The organism is Photorhabdus luminescens subsp. luminescens (assembly GCF_001083805.1).
GTDB classification, from domain to species: Bacteria; Pseudomonadota; Gammaproteobacteria; order Enterobacterales; family Enterobacteriaceae; genus Photorhabdus; species Photorhabdus luminescens.
This window is the reverse complement of record NZ_JXSK01000003.1, coordinates 73858-93207: the sequence shown is the minus strand read 5'-3', so window position 1 is coordinate 93207 and position 19350 is coordinate 73858. Positions and strand designations below refer to the sequence as shown.

Below are 19350 nucleotides of genomic sequence, written 5' to 3'. Positions count from 1 at the left end.
TAAATACCAAATTGGGGAATAAGTTTATTGAGGGAGATATAAGTTCTCCCTCAATAAATGGCTTTATTAAATGGTTATAATTTTCTGGGTGCCATTCCGTTCAATTTTTATGGTTAATTTACCCGATGGTGTTTCTGACAACTGATTGCGAAGATAGGTGATATCCTTAGGAAGGGCTGGTTGACCATTAACTTCCAGTACAATATCACCGTTCTTTAATCCAAATTTTTCAATATCTTTAGGATCGTTGTAAAATATTTCTACTTTGTTATTAAAATAACGAATTGCAATTGTGCGAAGAAGTGGGTTGTCATAACGGGTGAAATTCTTGGCGTTAAAACAGAGCAGCATTTTATTTGGGATAAACAGATAGTCATCAAAACGCGAGAAGAAACTCATACCAAGATTGTAGAGATCATTTTTATTTTCACCAATTCTCAGACGACCTACCGGCAATTGCTGTAAATAAAAACCATCAATCAGGTACTCTTTACCACTATCAAGCCCACTTGCGGATGCGTATTTGACACTGGTTCCTTCAGAAATTTTATCTTTATGCTCTTTTTTCAGATATTCGATGAATTCCTGAGAAGCATAGCTGTAATCGGCCCCGGTATCTATATTAAAAACGACATTAGAAACCTGGATTGCGGGAGATCTGCCATAGTTATCACTGTAAGGTTCGCATTGTTGATAATTTAGTATTGAAGGGGCATGGCGCCATATTGTCAATGTGTGGTTCAGGTTATTTATTTCCCAGTTTAACTGACGAAAAGTGTCAATTCCGAGAATACCATCCAGCTCTTGACCAAGGGACTGATTAAAGAGGTTCATATCAATGCCAATCCAGGGATCGGAACCCGGCACCGTATAATTGCCGAGGGTAATCGCCAGGGGTTGCCATAATGTTAGGTCAGCTTTGTGTAAGCGTTTTTCACTGGTTGTAACCAGTCCATCAGACAGCATACGGTGGAATGTAACCGGTATTTTTGATTCTGGTGTGATTTGTGTCAACGTTTTTGCCAGCTTATTATCGATGAAGGTATAACTGGCGCCAGTATCCAGCAAGAATTGGTATTTTTTACCGGAGATTGTGATAGGAACAATGATCGATGTAGGCTGATGGATGTTCAGCTTAGTAGAAAGGACGGGTTTATGTTCTTCTGGCATATGAATTTTTTCCATATGGCTACAGCCCGTTATCAGTGTTAGCAAACTGGCGGCAATCATTGTCCGAGAGGCTATCTTTTCCTGTTTTTCCATAATATTAGATTCCTTTTTTAGGGAGTGGAAGATGAAAATCTAGGGTCTGGTAAAACCCAACTTACTAAAACCAAAGATAAACAATAACATCATTATATTAGTTGATGTGAAATGTAGTGAGTAATTGTTTAATTGCGGTTGAACTATTATTATTTTCAACGGTAATGTTGATGAAAATATCGGCTATTGATAAATTTGAACGGTAATAGTTATTAATGGCGATATTGATATAATAATTAATTGGTAATAGATGTAGCATTAAAATATAAATTATCTGGATGTGTTTAATTATATAGTGTATATCAATGATAACGATTTAAAATAAAAATAACTATAAATCATGACTATCTTATTTTTAGGTGTAATGTAAAGTTAATAAATATTTATTGGATTTATATTTATATGTGGAAATTATTATCCCTGATAAATATCCAGATAATCTTATTATAAAAAAGTAACACCTTTGGGCTAAAGGAATATATTGATTTTATGTCTATATCACTAAAACTCAGCATTGTCGTACCTATTTATAATGGAGAACGATTTTTACCGCAGTTTTTTGTCAATTTATCTCGGCAAAAGCTAACTGATTTTGAGTTAATTTTAGTTAACGATGGTTCTACGGATAATAGTCGTCAGATTATTGAACAATATGCCGAAAAACTCCCAAAGACAGAAATTGTCACGCAGAAAAATAAAGGGGTTTCTGTTGCCCGTAACACGGGGTTAGCGAAAGCCAAAGGTGATTATGTGGCTTTCCCTGATATTGATGATGTCATTTATCCGGGTATGTATAACCGATTGTTAGAAATTGCTCAGAATAATGATTTGGATATTGCTACTTGCAACGGTCATTATGTTTATGATGATGGTCGGCCGGCTCGAAAGATTTTTCCTTCCGATCGCCTCTTTTCTACCGCAGTTCTAAGTGGGCCAGAATGGTTGCAACAAGCACTTAGTTCACGCAAATTCCTGCATGTGACTTGGTTAAATATTTATAAACGGGCTTTTCTGACAAAACATCATTATCAGTTTGAACCGGGGTTGCATCATCAAGATATTCCGTGGACGACAGAACTGTTGTTGACGGCAAATCGCGTGCAATATATTGACGAATCTTTTTATGATTATCTGATCCACGCCTCCTCGGTGTCCCATGCTCCTGCTGATGATCGTATTAAGGTAAGGACAGCGCATCACTATATGAAAATTTTGGAGATGCTGAATAAGATTAATCAGCGTTATCCGCAGCAAGTTAAGCAGGCGCCGGCGTGTCATTGGCAAATTGCGAAAGAGGGGTTAGGGATTTTGCATACCATTAATGAAATAGAATCTTCGACGATAAAGCGACAAATCGTTCATGAATTATTTGAGCGTGGTATTTGGTCAATGATCTGGAAAAATGCCCGTGGATTTAGATTGCGTTGGCGTTTGGCTCGTCGATATCCAAGACTTAGGGCGGTGTTAAAAGCCGTTTAATATTTTGAAAGCAACGGCTTTAATTATCGTTCCCTACCTGCGGTTATTTGCCATCTTAATCGCAGGTATCGTCGATGTTTTTCAGTGCATCAATAACCAATTGCCAGAATCGTTGTTGATCGAGTTTAACTGCGACTTGGGTGTGGCCATCTTCTGGTATTGGATGACGGAAATCCGCTACGGTCATGCCCACAGTTAAGGTGCCATTTAGTTCAATGTTGACGGGGACTTTTTGCGTTGTCATCACTGTAGGATCAATAACATAGGCGACGGCACAAGGATCATGTATTGGAGGGCAATTGAAACCATGCCTCTTCTTATAACTTTGACCATAGTATTCCAGTAGTTCTACCACAAACCGAGACGCTTTATTATTGATGCGTGAAATTGCTTTGGTGATTTCTGATGTGGCTCGTGCTTGATGTGTCAGATCCAGACCGACCATTGTCAGCGGCCATTTTTCATTGAAAACAATATGCGCGGCTTCCGGATCGGTTTTGATATTGAATTCTGCTACTGCGCTTCTGTTAGCAGTGTGATATCCGCCGCCCATTAATACCACTTCTTTTACCCGCTCAACGATCTTCGGCGCTTTACGGACGGCGAGAGCAATATTGGTTAAGCTGCCAACGGGAACCAGTGTCACCGTTTTGGGTGGATGAGACATAATCGTATCAATGATCAGATCCGTCGCGTGGCGAGGATCAAGCGTTCGAGAGTGTTTAGGCAACTTCACGCCGCCCAGACCAGATTCACCGTGAATATCCGATGCCGTTTCGATATCACGGACTAATGGGCGATGACAACCAGCGGCAAAGGGCACGCCGGTAATACCGGCAATATGTGCTATCGCCAGCGCATTGTGAGTGACTTTATCCAGTGTCTGATTACCGACAACGGTCGTGACGGCTAATAGCTCAATATTAGGATTGCCATGCGCCAATAACATCGCAATGGCGTCATCATGCCCCGGATCGCAATCAAGAATAATCTTTTTGGTGGTCATTTTTACTCCTTGCTAGAGAAAGTGATATAAAAAATGAGGATAATCCAGTTAAAACGTCTATTCCGTGACAAAATCTTAGATCTGGGTGAGTGTTCTCAGAAATAATTAGTAAAATGTTTCATAATTGTGATTTGATTAACGTATAAACGATAATTAAGTTGTGCATCCAGTTTGAGTGTGATTTTTATATAGTTTCGCTATGGAATTGGCGGACTATATCTGCTTCGGATTTATTATTAATTTATGAATAATTGCGAGGGCTTGAATGGATATTCATGTAGATAGATTATCAGCAGTGATTGAATCAGTGGCAACCAGTGAATTTTATCCTAATTTACTGACTTGGCTGGAACAGTTTATTGCTTTTGATAACGCTATTATCTATGCCTTCGATCAAGGTTTTCCTCCACGTTGTTTGAGTAAAACCGAGAATAAAAACAGCGATGCAATAAATCAGATTTATCAACAGGGCGCTTATCTGCAAGATCCATTCTATCAAGCCTTGGTCGGTGGGGCTGACACTGATCTATTCACCTTACGGGAACTTATCCCTTCAGGATTTTATCATACTGATTATTATCTGAATTTTTATCGTAAGACTGGTTGGCAGGATGAAACAGGGGTTTTATTGAAGCTCTCTCCTAAAAGACAACTTGGTCTGTTTTTTGGTAAGGAAAATCAGCCATTTTTCATCCAGAAGCAGCATTGGAAAAGCCTGAAAACTGCGTTGGAAATTATCCGCAGTGTGGCGCGATTGCATGATGAAATGATGCCGCAAACTCCTGCTGCTGAAATAGTTTATCTGGATACTCAGGCTCGTTATGCCTTGACTCCGAGAGAGTGCGAGGTTGTGGAGTTAATATTGCAAGGGAAAGGCTCACCACAGATTGCCGAGAAACTTTTTATCAGTACGGGGACGGTAAAAAATCATCGGAAAAATATTTATCAAAAACTACAAATCAGATCACAAGCGGAGCTTTTTAGTCTGTTTATGACGGTTCCCACTCCCGTCCGTTATTTTGCCTGAGTCACAAATGTTAAAAATGTGTTGCAAATATCCCTAAAGGGACATGGTGGTGTGACTCTGCGCTACAGATAATCCGGTGATTATGTTGGATGTTAATTAGGTTATCACATGAACAATCATCTTGATTCATTAACTTATTACGCTGCGACTAAGAAATATGATCTTCGTTTTCCGGCATTACAAGAAGATCTGGATGTCGATGTCGTGATTATTGGTGGTGGATTTTCCGGTATCAATACTGCGCTTGAACTGGCGGAGAAGGGGATCACCAATATTGCAATCTTGGAAAGTCGTTATCTTGGCTATGGCAGTACAGGTCGTAATGGTGGTCAGGTTATGGCGGGTATCGGTCATGATCTGGCGGTGATCAAACGCCATATTGGCGAGAGAGGGCTGGAAACGATCTTTCAGATCAGCAATCTGGGTGCAGGCATCATTCGTGATCGTATTGCTAAATATAATATTGATGCTGATCTCTGCCGTGGTTATAGCTATCTTGGCATGAATAAGAGGCAGGAAAAGACATTACGTAGCTGGTTGCAAGATTTTAAGACGGTTTCTCCTGATGAAGATATTGAGCTTTATACCGGCTCTGATGTGAAACAGGTGATTGGTTCTGATGTTTATACTTGTGCGTTGAAGCACATGGGGGCCGGGCATGTTCATTCCCTGAACTTATTGCTAGGCGAGGCAAAAGCCGCGACGGATTTGGGCGTAAAAATCTTTGAGAACAGCGAGGTACTGAACATTGAATATGGTTCCAGAGTAACGGTTCGTACCGCGATGGGATCGGTTCGCGCCAATAAGATGCTTTGGGCCTGTAACGCCTTTCTTAACAGTGGACTTGAGCCATATATTTATAAAAAGGTGGTTAACACTTATGCCTTCCAGTTAATGACGGAAGTGTTATCGGATGACTTAATTGAGAAAATCAGCCCGATTCGCGGTGCATACAGTGATATTCGTCCGGTTATTGATTACTTCCGTGTGACGAAGGAAAACCGTCTCTTGTTCGGTAGTGCAACCCCTTTCATTGAACATATCCCATCTGATTTGAAAGCCTGGAATCGTCACTTGATGCTGAAAGTTTTCCCCTATCTGAAAGACGTGAAGGTTGAACTGGCATGGGGAGGGCCGTTGTGTTGCAGTGCGAATTTGTTCCCACAGATTGGTTCTCTGCCGCAGCACAATAATGTGTTCTATGTGCAGGGCTATTCCGGTTTCGGGGTCACGCCAAGCCATATCGTTTGTAAAGTATTGGCCGAAGGGATGAGCGAAGGATCTGAGCGTTATGATCTGATGAGTTCAATTCCTCATGTAAATATTATTGGCAAAGATAAATTGCGACATTTTATGGTGTCAGCGGGCAAGATTTGGCATCAAACGTCTGGGTATTGGAAAGGACGTCGTTAATTTATTGATATCAGTAGTATTCATTGAAAATTCATAAATTATTTTATTTGGAACGAGAACATCATGATTAAATCACTTTTATTGAACAAACCTCTGCCTGAATTATTGGATATTGGGAGCGTAAGCAATCTGGGAGCGACTGTGTTGGAAGGCGAGCCGCAGGCCAGTATGGCAATGGTGTTTGGTGAGCCAACGGATAGCCTGAGTTGTGGGATTTTCGCCTGTACTCGTGGCAAGTTCAGTATGGTATATCAGTTTGATGAGCATGCAACCGTTACAGAAGGTTCAGTAAAATTGACCGATGTGAAGAGCGGTGAAACCATTGAATATCATCCTGGAGATTCCTGGTTTGCGCCGAAAGGAACCGAAGTGTTGTGGGAAATCACCGTTGACCGTTTTGTGAAGCATTATCTGGCTTGTAAAGGTTAAAAAAACACTTATTTGATAGAGGTAAATAATGAGTGATATTAACTTATTACAGTCAGTTACAACCTTTTTGCAGCATAATCACGGACATTATATTAATGGTCAATCAGTCATTGGTCAGGGGAGTGAAACATTTTCTGTCATAAACCCTACGACTGATGAAGTCATTGCAACGGTTAATCAAGGCGGCGCAGCGGAAGTCAATGCTGCTATGCAAGCGGCGCAGGCGGCATTTCATGGGGTATGGGCCCAAACTTCGCCGATGGAGCGCGGTCACTGCCTGAATCGTCTGGCAGATCTATTACTGGCCCATCGGGAAGAATTGGCGCAGTTAGAAACTCTCTGCTCTGGTAAAACCATCCAGTTGTCCCGAATGCTGGAAATTGATTCCTCCGCTCAGTTCCTGCGTTATTTTGCCGGATGGTCAAGTAAGATCAGCGGTGAAACCTTGAATGTCTCCTTGCCCTCTTTTAAAGGTGAGCAATACACGGCGTTTACCCGTCGTGAACCGATTGGTGTTGTGGTAGGGATTATTCCGTGGAATTTCTCCATCATGATTGCCATCTGGAAAATGGCGGCTGCCCTGACTTGTGGTTGTACCATTGTATTGAAACCTAGTGAATACACCCCATTGACCATGCTCAGAGTGGCTGAATTAGCCAAAGAAGCGGGTATCCCTGATGGTGTCATTAATGTGATTAATGGTTCTGGTTCGGTGCTTGGCCCTGCGCTGATAGGCCATCCGTTATGTGCCAAGGTGACTTTCACCGGATCGGTGCCAACGGGTATTGCTGTTGGTAAATCAGCAATGGAGCAGGGATTGACTCGTGCCACGCTGGAATTGGGAGGCAAGAACGGCGCGGCGTTTTTAGCGGATATGTCGGTTGAAAAAATTGTCGATGGCGTTCTGGAGGCTGGTTATCTCAATCAAGGGCAGATTTGTGCGGCGGCGGAACGTTTTTATATTCCTGCAAGCCATATGGATGACGTGCTGAAACTGTTGTCTGAAAGACTCGCGGCAATGAAAATTGGCTCGCCTCTGGATGAATCAACAGAAATGGGGCCGCTGGCAAACAAAGCGCACTATAACAAGATTCTGTCCCTGTTTGAGCAAGCTCGTCAGGAAGGCAGTGAGATTGTTTACGGTGGTCATGCTCTGGCCGGACCGGGTTTCTTTGTGGCGCCAACAGTGATTCGTGCTAACAGCTCTGAAGATTCATTGATGAAGGAAGAGACATTTGGTCCTGTCGGGACTTTCCTCAGCTATAACGATGAGGAAGAGCTGATTGGATTGATGAACAGCACGCCATTTGGTTTAGCGGCGAGTTTGTGGACCAATGATCTCAGCAAAGCCATGCGCATGATCCCGCGTATCGAAGCGGGGACCGTTTGGGTCAATATGCATACATTCCTCGATCCGGCATTACCATTTGGTGGTACCAAATCCTCAGGTATTGGTCGTGAATTCGGTAGCGCCTTTATTGAGCACTATACTGAATTAAAATCCGTGATGGTTCGTTACTGATTTGATATTCGGATCAAAATAAGGAAGGCCCCTCGACTGAAAGGGGCCATTGTCAACGCTAAATCGTTTTCGTGCCAAATTGAAAGCAGTGGTTTATAAAAACGAAGATACACGGCAATAACTGCCGTGAAAAATAGATATTCTAAACCACAAAAGAATCTGCTAGTTTATAGTCTATTAAATATACGGCAATAACCGCCGCAAATTACAGATTTTATAAACTATGTTAAATACTGAAGCACGTCGACAACTTAAAGAATTACTTCCTGTTGGTATGCTGGCTACCAAACAATGGCTCGTTGCTCAAGGACTTAACCTTCATTTTGTGGACAACGCTGTGCGTAGTAAAACACTTCTTCCCCTTGCTGCTGGTGTGTTTAGCCAATTCAGTTGCCACCTAAACTGGCAAGGTGTTGTTGCTTCATTGCAGCGTATGTCTGAAACACCTATTCACCTCGGTGGGCTAACCGCGTTGGAGATAGCCGGGTTAGCTCACTACGTCACCCGCTCTCATATCCGAACAGTTCACTTGTATTCTAGTGAGCCGTTACCTCGCTGGCTGACCAGAGTACCTTTGGATGTGTATTTTAAAGGACACCGGACCCAAGCGTTATGGCCGGAAAATCTGATAGCTGACCCAACTTGGCTTAGGCAGGAACAATGGCGGGAGGGAATGCCTGCGCTCCAGTTCTCCTGCCCGGAAAGGGCTATCTTCGAAGTTTTGGGGGATGTACCCAAAGCCGTCAGTTTTGAACATGCCGAACATCTGATGCAGGGATTATACAATTTGTCGCCGCGCAAACTTGATGCTTTGCTGCTGGCCTGCTCCAGTATCAAGGTAAAGCGGCTCTTCCTCTGGTTAGCAGAAAAGCATCAGCACGCTTGGTTTAAAAAGCTGGAGCCTCGGAAGTACAACTTAGGGGCTGGTAAACGAGTTATTACTACTAAAGGGCGGTTGGATAATACTTGGCTCATCACGGTGCCCAAGGATATGTAGGGAGAGGCTATGGATCGTAACAGTATTTATTACCGACAAGTTCAGTTGTTACTGCAACTGCTGCCTTTTGTCGCTGAACAGGAGTGTTTTGCTTTGAAAGGCGGTACGGCTATCAATTTGTTCGTTCGCAACTTGCCTCGATTGTCGGTTGATATTGATCTGGTATTTTTACCGATGCTGCAACGTGCAGAAGCCTTAACGGCGATCAAAATTGCTCTGAGTAAGATTGCGGTTGCCATTCGAACTGCGATGACAGACGCGGAAATTATCGAATCTTTCCGGGATAAAGACGATGCCTTGCGGTTGATTGTAGGAAGAGCAGGCGTTCAAATAAAAATTGAGTTGTCACCGGTCTTGCGTGGCACTGTGTTTGAACCGAGGGTAATGACAGTCTGCGAGGTTGTGGAAGATGAATTTGGCTACGCCGAAATCCAAATCGTTTCCCATGCTGATCTCTATGCCGGAAAAATCTGCGCTGCACTGGATAGGCAACATCCTAGGGATTTGTTCGATGTGAAATGGTTGCTGGATAACGAGGGCTTTACTGATGATCTTCGCAAGGCTCTGATCGTCTACATGGTGAGTCATAACCGTCCTGACATTCAAAACCCATGTTTACTGGTGGAGTGGTGTTGTATCAAATCACCGAAACTGTGATTCACTGCTTACAAAGTACAAAGAAAGCTCATTCCTTCAAAAGCAACACAAAGGTTTATAAAAATGAAAATACACGGCAATAACTGCCGCAAATTGCAGATCTTATAAACCATGTTAAATACTGAATCACATCAATAGCTCCACATTTGCGTCACCCGTGAGTCAAATAAGGCTTCTATTCTACTCACCAAATGAGGCGAATAGTAATGTTATTTGACTCATTCTGAGCTTTTCGCCTTGTATTTTGTCAACATGGGGTGAAATCACCAATATCGGGAAATAATTAAGTCTCTGTGCGCTTATCCTTTAGCGATCAGAATAAACATTAAGCGTGAGAATTGTTTAATTAAAGATGACTGTTAATGGTCAATGACTATAGAACTATTTAGTTTGTTTTATCTTTATTGACATGGTACAAAGATTGATAGATTTTTGTTCAAGAATTAGCTTGTTGATTAACAGAAAGTAATAACTTTGACATTTTCAGTTAAGGATATTCATTTATACGAGAATACTTAATCATGGTGGTTTTAGCTAATAATACTATGGTGATGATGGAGGTAAAAATAGATGGATAATCAAGCACGTTGTCGGTTCACTGAAGGCAGCATTCTGTTACCCGCAGGCTATCAGGAACAGACGGTAAACATCCTCATCGCGCCCGATGCGCCCGCGCTAAATATCGCGCGTGATAAGCTGGTTGAAGGCGAAGATCTCCCCAGTTACCTCACCCGCCAAAAAGATCTGCTGAAAAATGGTCTGCGCAACTGGCAATTATTGGAAGAAAAACCCGCAACGCTGGGCGATAACCGGCTGCAAGGCATGGCGCTGCTTTCCCGTTATCGGCCCAAAAAGGGGCAGCAAGTTTATCAATATCAGGCGGTATTTCTGCTGAATGAGAAAAAAGCGCTGATTTTCACTCTGTCATCCCAGCAGGCGTTCACCGATGCTCAACGGCAGTGGCTGGATGACTGCCTGAAAAGTTTCCAATTCTAGGGAGGAGACGTTATGCCAGAAGCCGCGCGAGTTGGGGACACGATAGGCCATTCCAGCGTCATGGCGGGATTGGTTGCGGGCGCCGTCATCGGTTCATTAATTTCCGCTGCCGGGGGAATGCTGTCGGGGGCTCTCTTTATCGCCGGATTAGCTACATCCTGTCTCGGGGTAGGCGTTTTGCTGATTGGCGCCGCTATTGCGGTGGGCATGGCGGCGGGATATTTAGGCGACATGGCGCGTGACGCCTGCGTCTCTAAGGGGGCCTCGTCGCGAAGTCCCTGCGGGGAAATCACGCGAGGCTCCCCCAATGTCTTTATCAACAACCAACCCGCTGCTATCGCGACACGCAGCCAGGTAGAGTGCAGTAAAGAGAATGGCCTGCGCCAGATGGCGGAAGGCTCTGCTTCCGTTTTCATCAATGGCTATCCTGCGGTGCGGGTCGGAGACAAAACGGTCTGTGACGCAGCGGTCATGACCGGTTCGTCGAATGTCTTCATCGGCGGCGGGACGGCGCAGACAGCAAAGATTGTGCCGGAAATCCCCCAATGGGCGTATACCGTTTCCGATTTAACCATGTTTGCAGCCGGGTTAATCAGTTTCGGCGGCGCGGCAGCCAAAGGCCCCGGCGCATTGCAGACGCTGTTTAACAAGATACCGGGCGCGGCTAAAATCCGCAAAATCGCCTGCCGGCTGGGGGCGCTTGCCGTGGCTGCGCCTGTCGCGGGTATTCTGACGAACCCGGTGGAAGTCATGGCCGGTCAGAAATTCCTGAACGATGAGGATGAGCTGGACTTCGTTTTTGATGCTGAATTACCGCTCTACTGGCAGCGTAGTTACCTGAGCCGTTATCAGTATGACAGCGTACTGGGTCGGGGCTGGAGCCTGTTCTGGGAGAGCCATCTCACGCGCGTGGAAGGCGGCTTGCTCTGGCGTTCCCCTGCCGGGGATACCGTGCCCTTTCCTGACGTGCCGGCAGGTCATCGCTGTTTTTGCCCTGAGGCTCAAAGCGACCTGATACACACGGAAGAGGGCAAATGGGAAATTCGTGATGCAGGCGAATTAGTTTATCACTATACGGCTTTTGATAATGACGGCCTCAGCCGCCTGAGCCACATCCGCAATAATGTCGGTAACGAACAGCGTTTTCATTATAATGAGCAGAACCGGATGGTCAGCATCACGGGTCATGGCGGTTTGAACCTGCACTGCGATTACGTCATGATGGAAAACGATAACCAACCTGTCTCCCGCCTTACCGCCGTCTGGCGCGAACTGCACGACGGCCCTCGTATTCAGCTTTGCCGTTACCATTATAATGAGCACGCCCAACTGACGGGGGTCAGCCATCGCAATGACCTTCTCCAGCGTCAGTTCGGCTGGACGAAACAGGGCGTGATGGCATGGCATCAGGACAGACGGGGGTTGCGCTGTGATTACCAGTGGGCACAGACAGCCGAAGGGCTGTGGCGGGTCATTGCCCAGCAAACCAGCGAGGGTGCGGGCTACCGGCTGGAATACGACGATGAAAACCTCACCCGCACGGCGCACTGGCACGACGGCACCCGCACGGTTTGGCATCTCAACGACGCGCGCCACATTATCCACTGCCTCGACCGCAACGGCACGGAGCACCATATCCTGTGGGATGAATTTGGCCTGCCGAACGGCTACAAAGATGCGGACGGGCATACCCGTCTGAGTGAATGGGACAAGCACGGCCGTCAGCTGAGCTTCACCGATGCCAACGGCAACCAGACCGGCTGGCAGTACCAGAATGATACCGACCGGCTCACTGTTATCTTCTGGCCGGATGGCACCGAGACGGCGCTGGCTTACGATGAATTTGGGCGGCTGATCAGTGAAACCTCGCCGCTGAAGCAAACTACCCGTTATCACTACGTCTTTGATAATACGGCGCGTCCTTACAAAGTGACTGATGCCAAAGGCGGGGAAAGCCATTTTACGTGGAATGGTCAGGGGCAGTTGACGCGCCACACCGACTGTTCCGGGCAAAGCAGCACATGGCGTTACGACGATGAGAACCGACTGAGCCGCTTTACCAACGCGCTGATGGAAACGACCCGTTATGACTATAACGATAGCGGCCGGTTAATCCTCATCACCTATCCTGACGATTCCACAGAACACCTGGCCTGGGACAGCGCGGGTCAGCTAACCCATCGCCAGCGCAATGAGAATGCGCCCCGCGCCTGGGAATACAATGCATTAGGTCAGGTGGTCTGTGCGACGGACCGTTTACAACGTCAAATTCGCTATCAGTACAGTCCCGAGGGCCATCTGATACAGATCGACAACGCCAACGATGACCGCTATCGGCTGAACCGTGATGCCGAAGGGCGCTTAATCGAAGAAATCCGTCCTGACGACACCCTCATCCGGTACGAATACAACGCGGCGGGCTTATTAAGCACCGAACGGCGCATGGGCGACCGCGTGTTCCAGTACCCGGAACGGCAGGTACACCAGCATTATGATGCTGCCGGTCGGCTGATCCGGCGGGAAACTTACACAGACACTTACCGGTACCGGTGGGACAGCATGGGCAGGCTGCTGGAGGCTAGCCGTGAACCGAACGACAACGGCAAACTACTGGGAATAGAGCCCAACACCGTGCGTTTTGACTATGACGCATTGGGGCGGGTTATTCGCGAGCAGAACGGCGACGACGTCCTCCAGTTCAGCTATGACGAACTGGATAACCTGACCGCCCTCACGCTGCCGCAGGGCGGCACCTTAAGCTGGCTCTACTACGGCTCCGGTCACCTGAGTGCGATCCGGCATGAACAGATACTCCTCACTGAATTTGAGCGCGACCGGCTGCATCGTGAAACCCGCCGCACGCAGGGCAAACTGTTCCAGCTGCGCGATTATGATCCGCTGGGTCGCTGTATCCACCAGTACAGCCTGCCGCTGAAACAGGCCGATGCCGAGCCCCTGCCCTATCTCAGCGAGGGCAAGCCGTGGCGGGCGTGGGTCTACGGCCCTCAGGACGAATTGCAGATGATGGAAGATCATTACCGGGGCATAGTTGACTATCTTTATGACTCTGAAAGTCGCCTGAAAAAAGTGACGCGTCAGGGCTGCGCTTATGAGGATATGTTGTGGTATGACCGGGCGGATAACCTGCTGGATCAACCGCAGTCGATATTGGAACAGGAGGCGGAAGAGCAGGGGGTCCCTAAAGCGGTGACGCCGCAGGGCGACCGTCTGAGCTACTGGCGGGAATGGCGCTATGAGCACGACCCGCACGGCAATATTACCCGCCGGGGAACCCAGGATTACTGCTATGATGGCGACAACCGCCTGACGGTGGCGAAAATCGGCAACACAACGGCACGTTATCACTATGATGCCCTTGGGCGGCGTATCCGCAAGGGGGTAAAAATCGGGATTGATGGACTGGCGCGTTATGAACAAACTGATTTTGTCTGGCATGGTCTGCGGCTGTTGCAGGAGCGTGACACGAAAAGTGGCGAAACACAGACCTACTGCTATGAATCTCATGACAGCTACACCCCGCTGGCCAGCATCGTCACACGGGGAGCCAGGCACAATTACTTCTGGTACCACACTGATATCAACGGCGCGCCGCTGGAAGTCACGGACGAGGACGGGAAAATTGCGTGGGCGGGAAAATATCACATTTTTGGTGAACTGGATGGCCCGCCGCTGGCTTACTTCACCGATCCGGCCCTGTCATCGACAAGCTATAATTTCAGGCAAAACCTGCGTTATGCCGGTCAATATTTTGACAAAGAGACGGGGCTGCATTTTAATACGTATCGGTATTATGCGCCGGAAATTGGCCGGTTTATAACGCCTGATCCGCTAGGGCTGGCAGGGGGCCTGAACTTATATCAATATGCCCCCAATCCGATGACGTGGATCGATCCCCTTGGGTTGATGATGTTATATAGAGGGATGAATCTCTCTGAATATAACCAATTGGTGGAAACAGGCAAATGGGCCGCAGGACAAGGAACTATGGAAGGCAAATGGTTTGCTGAGTCTTACAAAAATGCGGTTACGTGGGGCAATAAAATGGGTCATGGAGGAAGTACGTTCCAAGTTGTGCAGATAAATGTACCAGACGATATAGCTGGAAAAATGCATGTAGACCTTCATTTGGATGGAATTGGTCCAGCAAGATATGCACAAGTGGAACAATTAAATGATCCAAGAGTAAAAGTAACGTGGAGCAAAAACGTTAAAACTACAAGGTGTTAGATATTTCGACTTTAATTAGGTAATTATCAATGCATTTAGTCAGGATTGAATGGCTTTCTAAAAACGAAGGGGGACGAAAAACTCCTCCTCCTTCAGCAGGAAGATACTTTTCTGTAGCGAGATTTCCTGAAGATATAAATTGGCAAAATAATGCTTGGAGTGTCGTTTTCGAAATTGAATCAACCGTGAAGAGTGATGGAAAAGACAATGAATATATAAGTGGAGGCTGTGTTAGTTTTCTTATGGATACAGCTCCTAAAGAACGAATGGAAACGAACGAATATTTTGATATTTACGAAGGGCCTAAGAAAGTAGCTAGGGTGTTTTTGCTGTCATAATTCACTTATGGCTATTTAATGGGTTTAAAAACCGGAAGATCTCTGTAATCTTCCGGCTTGATTGATGATCTACCATCAAAGGGCTTTGACCTCCGGCAAAACCTGCGTTATGCGGGCCAATACTTTGACAAAGAGACGGGGCTGCATTTTAATACGTATCGGTATTATGCCCCGGAAATTGGCCGGTTTATAACGCCTGACCCGCTAGGGCTGGCAGGGGGCCTGAATTTATATCAGTACGCGCCCAATCCGATGACGTGGATTGATCCTTGGGGGTTGAGTGGTGAACCAATTGGCAGTGAAAATAATCCATTCAGTTCTTCAGGAGCTGCTCGTCGCGAAGCTATGAGACAAGCCGGAATACCTACAAGTCAACACCCCGTAAGTCAATCACGAAATAGTTCTGGTCGGGAATATTCTTACGAAACAACAAAACCTGGCGGTGGCAAAGGTTTATCTTCTGTTCAAGAACAAACAATGGATATTAGCCATCCAGATAAACCTCATTGGGAAGCTGGACAAGTTAAAACAGATGATTACGGAAAACCTCGTATGAATAAGTATGGACGTCCTCAATTGCGTAATGGAAAAGGTAAGGCTTATTATGGTAAAGGAGGATGTAAATGAATATCTCTGAATATAGAAGATCATTACTTTATAGAAAATCTCAAGGGAATGTATGTAGAGAGGAGTATTTTAATAAAATTAAATCCATTACTAATGAATTTGTAAACATTAGTGATTTTTTAAGTTTGGAAGAAACGGATTTAATTATAAACTCATTGAAAAATAAGAAAATAATATCAAATAGCGAAGTGGGTATTTATTCTTTCCAAGATCTTGTTTCTTTTATAAAAGAAAAAGTCACAGGAATTTCTTATTATTTGCTAATGGATGAAGAATGGAAATTCTGCGGCGCATATAAGATAAACAAGGATCTTGATTATAATCAAAATTATCATTTTAATGATTTAAATTCTGATGAAATAAGGATTATAGCTTGTGATTTATCATTTCAAATCCAAATTGATTATGATTGTTCTAATATAGAATGTAGCCATATCATATATAAATAGTTATCTGTCAAAATATATATAATAAAACCGGAAGATCTCCGCGATCTTCCGGTCTGCTTATGATCTACCGTGGCGCATAGCCACGATAAGCCAGCGCGGACTGGAGCTTAGAGATCGCAGCTTTGATCTGGTATGCTTCCTCGTTATTCACCGCACAGGCGCGTATCTCCGCCCAGTTTAACCGCTTAACCAGTTGAGCCAAGGCCAGTGCTTCAATATGGGTTAACTGAATGTCCTGTAAATGTTCAATCACCACGTTCATTTTATCCTCTCCCTTAGCCCGCGTTGTACTCAGCCAGCATCTCCCGCATCCGCAGCTTAATCTCATTAAGCTGGCTCTGCTGCCGCTGGTATTGCTGCTGATAGTGTTGCGTAGCTTCACTGTCAGGAATGAGCACCAGACAGCCGTCCATCACCTTCACGGTAATCTGTCCCCCCGGGCTTAAACCCCGCCTGTCTGTACTACCCACCACCAGAATTCAATAAGGAAAAGGCCGGATGAATCATGGAGTGGGAAAAGAGACGGTTATATTCTTTTAAGCGAGGTTAGCTTGTTATCTGTAAGTATCGAACAGCATTTATTACCGATTACAAGATTCAACCTTTGTGATTAATAACGTAACGAGTGCTACGACCACCAGCTCCGGTGCTTTCTAAACAATTTAGCTCAACCAAATGCGCCAAGTGTCTGGTTGCAGTAGCGCGGCTGACCTTCGCCACCTTTTGATATTGACTGCTGCTAATGCCTTGCTCAAAATTGCCGTCCAGCATACGGTTTAGTACTTTCGTCTGCTCTTCAGTAAGCTGTGTTTGATCTATTCGCCGCCAAAATTTGGCTTTTTGCACAACCTGATTAATTTCTTGCAGTTTGTTTGTTAAGGTCTCATTCAATATTTTCAGAAACCAAACCAACCAGTCAGTAATATCTAAGCCGCCACGCTGAGTGTTTTCAAGGATTTCGTAATACGCCTTACGATGATGACAAATACTTACCGACATTGCATAGAAACGAATTGAACGGTTTTCGGCTTGAGCAAGTGCAAGGTCTGTTAAAAACCGGGTAATGCGCCCATTTCCGTCTTCTAAAGGGTGGATTGTCACAAACCATAAATGGACAATTGCAGCCCTAATAATGGGATCGAGGCTGGTATCTGTTCGGGATTGATTGAACCACGTTATAAATTGGAGTATTTCGTCGACCACTTTTTCTGGTGGCGGCGCTTCAAGGTGAACCGTTGGCTTATCCAAACGACCAGATACGACTTCTATCATCCCTTCGCGTAATTTACCTCCTTGTATCGGATTGAACAGGGTATAGCCTGCGGGGAATATTAACTGATGCCACTTGAGTATACGTTCAAGAGTTAAATCGGAGTGGCTATTTTCTATCACATCAAGGGCGACCTCTGTAATGCCGTCACTCTTTTCTACGATTGGATAAGGTTTTTCTTCCGTAATGCCTAACCTGTTTGCCAATGACGAACGTATCGAAGCCGCATTCAATCTTTCTCCTTCAATTTCGCTTGAATAGAGTATGCTTGATAAAAGGCTATCAAGCGTTGCCTGCTTGGTGTCTTCGTAGTCCGATTTGCCTAATAACAATCCCTGGTTGAAATGCACATCTCGCAGTAATGGTGCAATAGTGTTGGCATTCCAATGAAATTCCGGCCAGTTTGGTTGTTCCCATATCCACATTTGCGTCACCTGTGAGTCAAATAGGGCTTCTATTCTACTCACCAAATGAGGCGAATAGTAATGTTATTTGACTCAATCTGGGTCTTTCACCTTGTACCTTTGCCAACATTGGGCGAATCACAAATGCCGAGTAATAAACCCGCTGGAAACCAGTTCAGTGCGATTAGTCACTTTGGTTTTGGCAAAGATATTACGCAAGTGGGTTTTAACAGTAGACAAGGAAATATTAAGTATCTGTGCAATACGTTTGTTACTTGATCCTTCTCTTATTAAATTAATAATTTCTTGTTCTTTAGCGGTCAGAATAGTGGGTGTTTCAGGAAGCAAGTCTCTGACCGCTAATTCAATTAATGGCAAAATAGCACTGAGGCGGTTAAAGTCTTTTGGTGTAAATAGGGTATCTCGTAATAAAGAGACGCCGGCAATAATTCGGTTGTGTTGACGGATAAATATTTCGGCAATGTCCTGTATATTATTTGGCTGCATAAATTCATGGTAATATTTATTATGTTCAGTAAGGGTTTTCTGATCCATGCCAACCATATTAATATCATCTTGTTGATAATTAGCTGGTTTTAATGGGTCTAAATGCTGAAAATGGGCCAGATAATTCTGGTGGGTTTCGTCTGAAATGCCGTACAGAATGTAATTTTCGGGGCGTAATTCATTATTCACCAGATAGAATGCTGCGGCTGAGATGGGAACCAGATGTGCAATGGTATTTAAGCAACTGTAGATTAAAGCATTTTCACGGCTATTCGGTTGTACAGTAGACAAGAAAGTTCTCCCTTTAGAATAATATCTAACTGGATAAATCGATATTAAAAATTAATCAAATGCTAATTAAAATGCCGAATTAACACAAAATAAACATATTAATAACGTGATATAGATTGCAATAAATGAAATTTCTCAACGTGATGATCACCTGCTAAGAACAGATGTTTTGGTATATATCTGAAATAATGTCTTAATGTATTAGCTAAGCGATTTTATTTTTATTGATTGATATTTAAGTAATTATTTTTTCTTTTTTCTATATTCTGGTATTTTTCGTTACACATTTTCAGTTATGAATCCCTCTTTAGGTATCGTTCTTTAGGACGATGGTCGGTATTCCGTCTCACTTTCTATAGTGTATTTATCCTCAATAAAGTTCACAAAAAATTCACAAATGAATCGTTGTGAGCGTTATTTTTACGAC

Annotated in this window: 17 protein-coding genes and 1 pseudogene; 12 read left to right on the top strand and 6 right to left on the bottom strand. The window is 44.7% G+C overall.

The window, feature by feature from the left end; translation table 11 throughout:
* Window positions 1–66: 66 nt before the first annotated feature.
* Window positions 67–1263: an aspartyl protease family protein gene (locus TI10_RS08580; RefSeq protein ID WP_049582901.1), complete on the bottom strand. Its 1197-nt coding sequence runs from the start codon at window positions 1261–1263 to the stop codon at window positions 67–69.
* A 489-nt stretch (window positions 1264–1752) separates the two neighbouring features.
* On the opposite strand from TI10_RS08580, the gene TI10_RS08575 reads away from it, so the two are divergent.
* Window positions 1753–2742, top strand: a complete 990-nt coding sequence (locus TI10_RS08575; protein ID WP_049582900.1) for a glycosyltransferase — start codon at window positions 1753–1755, stop codon at window positions 2740–2742.
* Between the two features lie 55 nt (window positions 2743–2797).
* On the opposite strand, the gene uriH is transcribed toward TI10_RS08575, so the two are convergent.
* On the bottom strand, window positions 2798–3748 hold the full coding sequence (gene uriH, locus TI10_RS08570; RefSeq protein WP_049582899.1) for a uridine-preferring nucleoside hydrolase UriH: 951 nt from the start codon (window positions 3746–3748) through the stop codon (window positions 2798–2800).
* 265 nt (window positions 3749–4013) lie between these two features.
* Between uriH and TI10_RS08565 the strand changes: the two genes are divergently transcribed.
* From TI10_RS08565 to TI10_RS08515, 11 genes and pseudogenes are all read left to right on the top strand, one after another.
* Window positions 4014–4775, top strand: a complete 762-nt coding sequence (locus TI10_RS08565; RefSeq protein ID WP_049582898.1) for a response regulator transcription factor — start codon at window positions 4014–4016, stop codon at window positions 4773–4775.
* A gap of 108 nt (window positions 4776–4883) precedes the next feature.
* A complete protein-coding gene (locus TI10_RS08560; protein ID WP_049582897.1) occupies window positions 4884–6188 on the top strand; it encodes an NAD(P)/FAD-dependent oxidoreductase in 1305 nt (434 codons plus the stop codon).
* A 63-nt stretch (window positions 6189–6251) separates the two neighbouring features.
* Window positions 6252–6617, top strand: coding sequence for a cupin domain-containing protein (locus tag TI10_RS08555; protein ID WP_049582896.1), 366 nt, complete (start codon window positions 6252–6254; stop codon window positions 6615–6617).
* 28 nt (window positions 6618–6645) lie between these two features.
* Complete coding sequence (locus tag TI10_RS08550) at window positions 6646–8139, top strand: aldehyde dehydrogenase family protein (protein WP_049582895.1); 1494 nt, start codon at window positions 6646–6648, stop codon at window positions 8137–8139.
* A gap of 223 nt (window positions 8140–8362) precedes the next feature.
* Entirely contained in the window at window positions 8363–9136 is a 774-nt protein-coding gene (locus TI10_RS08545) for a type IV toxin-antitoxin system AbiEi family antitoxin (RefSeq protein ID WP_049582894.1), read from the top strand.
* Window positions 9137–9145: 9 nt separating this feature from the next.
* Complete coding sequence (locus TI10_RS08540; RefSeq protein WP_080985013.1) at window positions 9146–9793, top strand: nucleotidyl transferase AbiEii/AbiGii toxin family protein; 648 nt, start codon at window positions 9146–9148, stop codon at window positions 9791–9793.
* A 570-nt stretch (window positions 9794–10363) separates the two neighbouring features.
* Window positions 10364–10789 carry a DcrB-related protein gene (locus tag TI10_RS08535; protein WP_049582893.1) on the top strand — a complete coding sequence of 142 codons (426 nt, stop codon included), beginning with the start codon at window positions 10364–10366 and terminating at the stop codon, window positions 10787–10789.
* A 12-nt stretch (window positions 10790–10801) separates the two neighbouring features.
* A complete protein-coding gene (locus TI10_RS08530) occupies window positions 10802–15037 on the top strand; it encodes an RHS repeat-associated core domain-containing protein (RefSeq protein ID WP_244161553.1) in 4236 nt (1411 codons plus the stop codon).
* A gap of 29 nt (window positions 15038–15066) precedes the next feature.
* Window positions 15067–15375, top strand: coding sequence for a hypothetical protein (locus TI10_RS08525; RefSeq protein ID WP_049582892.1), 309 nt, complete (start codon window positions 15067–15069; stop codon window positions 15373–15375).
* Window positions 15376–15465: 90 nt separating this feature from the next.
* Window positions 15466–16002: pseudogene (locus TI10_RS25895) on the top strand (RHS repeat-associated core domain-containing protein); the annotation flags it as partial.
* Entirely contained in the window at window positions 15999–16451 is a 453-nt protein-coding gene (locus TI10_RS08515; protein WP_049582891.1) for a hypothetical protein, read from the top strand. The pseudogene TI10_RS25895 and the gene TI10_RS08515, both read left to right, overlap by 4 nt.
* Window positions 16452–16515: 64 nt before the next feature.
* On the opposite strand, the gene TI10_RS08510 is transcribed toward TI10_RS08515, so the two are convergent.
* The 4 genes from TI10_RS08510 to TI10_RS08495 form a co-directional block, all read right to left on the bottom strand.
* On the bottom strand, window positions 16516–16713 hold the full coding sequence (locus tag TI10_RS08510) for a DUF7706 family protein (protein WP_049582890.1): 198 nt from the start codon (window positions 16711–16713) through the stop codon (window positions 16516–16518).
* 13 nt (window positions 16714–16726) lie between these two features.
* Window positions 16727–16924, bottom strand: a complete 198-nt coding sequence (locus tag TI10_RS24935) for a SymE family type I addiction module toxin (protein ID WP_053093431.1) — start codon at window positions 16922–16924, stop codon at window positions 16727–16729.
* 124 nt (window positions 16925–17048) lie between these two features.
* Window positions 17049–18146, bottom strand: coding sequence for a Fic family protein (locus TI10_RS08500; RefSeq protein WP_049582888.1), 1098 nt, complete (start codon window positions 18144–18146; stop codon window positions 17049–17051).
* Between the two features lie 117 nt (window positions 18147–18263).
* Window positions 18264–18923 (bottom strand): response regulator transcription factor, encoded by a 660-nt coding sequence (locus TI10_RS08495; RefSeq protein ID WP_049582887.1) that lies wholly within the window; start codon window positions 18921–18923, stop codon window positions 18264–18266.
* Between the last annotated feature and the right edge of the window lie 427 nt (window positions 18924–19350).

Excerpts from the sequence above, each read along its gene's own strand:
- TI10_RS08580 (WP_049582901.1), bottom strand. The coding sequence starts at position 1,263 with ATGGAAAAACAGGAAAAGATAGCCTCTCGGACAATGATTGCCGCCAGT.
- TI10_RS08575 (WP_049582900.1), top strand. The coding sequence starts at position 1,753 with ATGTCTATATCACTAAAACTCAGCATTGTCGTACCTATTTATAATGGA.
- uriH (WP_049582899.1), bottom strand. The coding sequence starts at position 3,748 with ATGACCACCAAAAAGATTATTCTTGATTGCGATCCGGGGCATGATGAC.
- TI10_RS08565 (WP_049582898.1), top strand. The coding sequence starts at position 4,014 with ATGGATATTCATGTAGATAGATTATCAGCAGTGATTGAATCAGTGGCA.
- TI10_RS08560 (WP_049582897.1), top strand. The coding sequence starts at position 4,884 with ATGAACAATCATCTTGATTCATTAACTTATTACGCTGCGACTAAGAAA.
- TI10_RS08555 (WP_049582896.1), top strand. The coding sequence starts at position 6,252 with ATGATTAAATCACTTTTATTGAACAAACCTCTGCCTGAATTATTGGAT.
- TI10_RS08550 (WP_049582895.1), top strand. The coding sequence starts at position 6,646 with ATGAGTGATATTAACTTATTACAGTCAGTTACAACCTTTTTGCAGCAT.
- TI10_RS08545 (WP_049582894.1), top strand. The coding sequence starts at position 8,363 with ATGTTAAATACTGAAGCACGTCGACAACTTAAAGAATTACTTCCTGTT.
- TI10_RS08540 (WP_080985013.1), top strand. The coding sequence starts at position 9,146 with ATGGATCGTAACAGTATTTATTACCGACAAGTTCAGTTGTTACTGCAA.
- TI10_RS08535 (WP_049582893.1), top strand. The coding sequence starts at position 10,364 with ATGGATAATCAAGCACGTTGTCGGTTCACTGAAGGCAGCATTCTGTTA.
- TI10_RS08530 (WP_244161553.1), top strand. The coding sequence starts at position 10,802 with ATGCCAGAAGCCGCGCGAGTTGGGGACACGATAGGCCATTCCAGCGTC.
- TI10_RS08525 (WP_049582892.1), top strand. The coding sequence starts at position 15,067 with ATGCATTTAGTCAGGATTGAATGGCTTTCTAAAAACGAAGGGGGACGA.
- TI10_RS08515 (WP_049582891.1), top strand. The coding sequence starts at position 15,999 with ATGAATATCTCTGAATATAGAAGATCATTACTTTATAGAAAATCTCAA.
- TI10_RS08510 (WP_049582890.1), bottom strand. The coding sequence starts at position 16,713 with ATGAACGTGGTGATTGAACATTTACAGGACATTCAGTTAACCCATATT.
- TI10_RS08500 (WP_049582888.1), bottom strand. The coding sequence starts at position 18,146 with ATGTGGATATGGGAACAACCAAACTGGCCGGAATTTCATTGGAATGCC.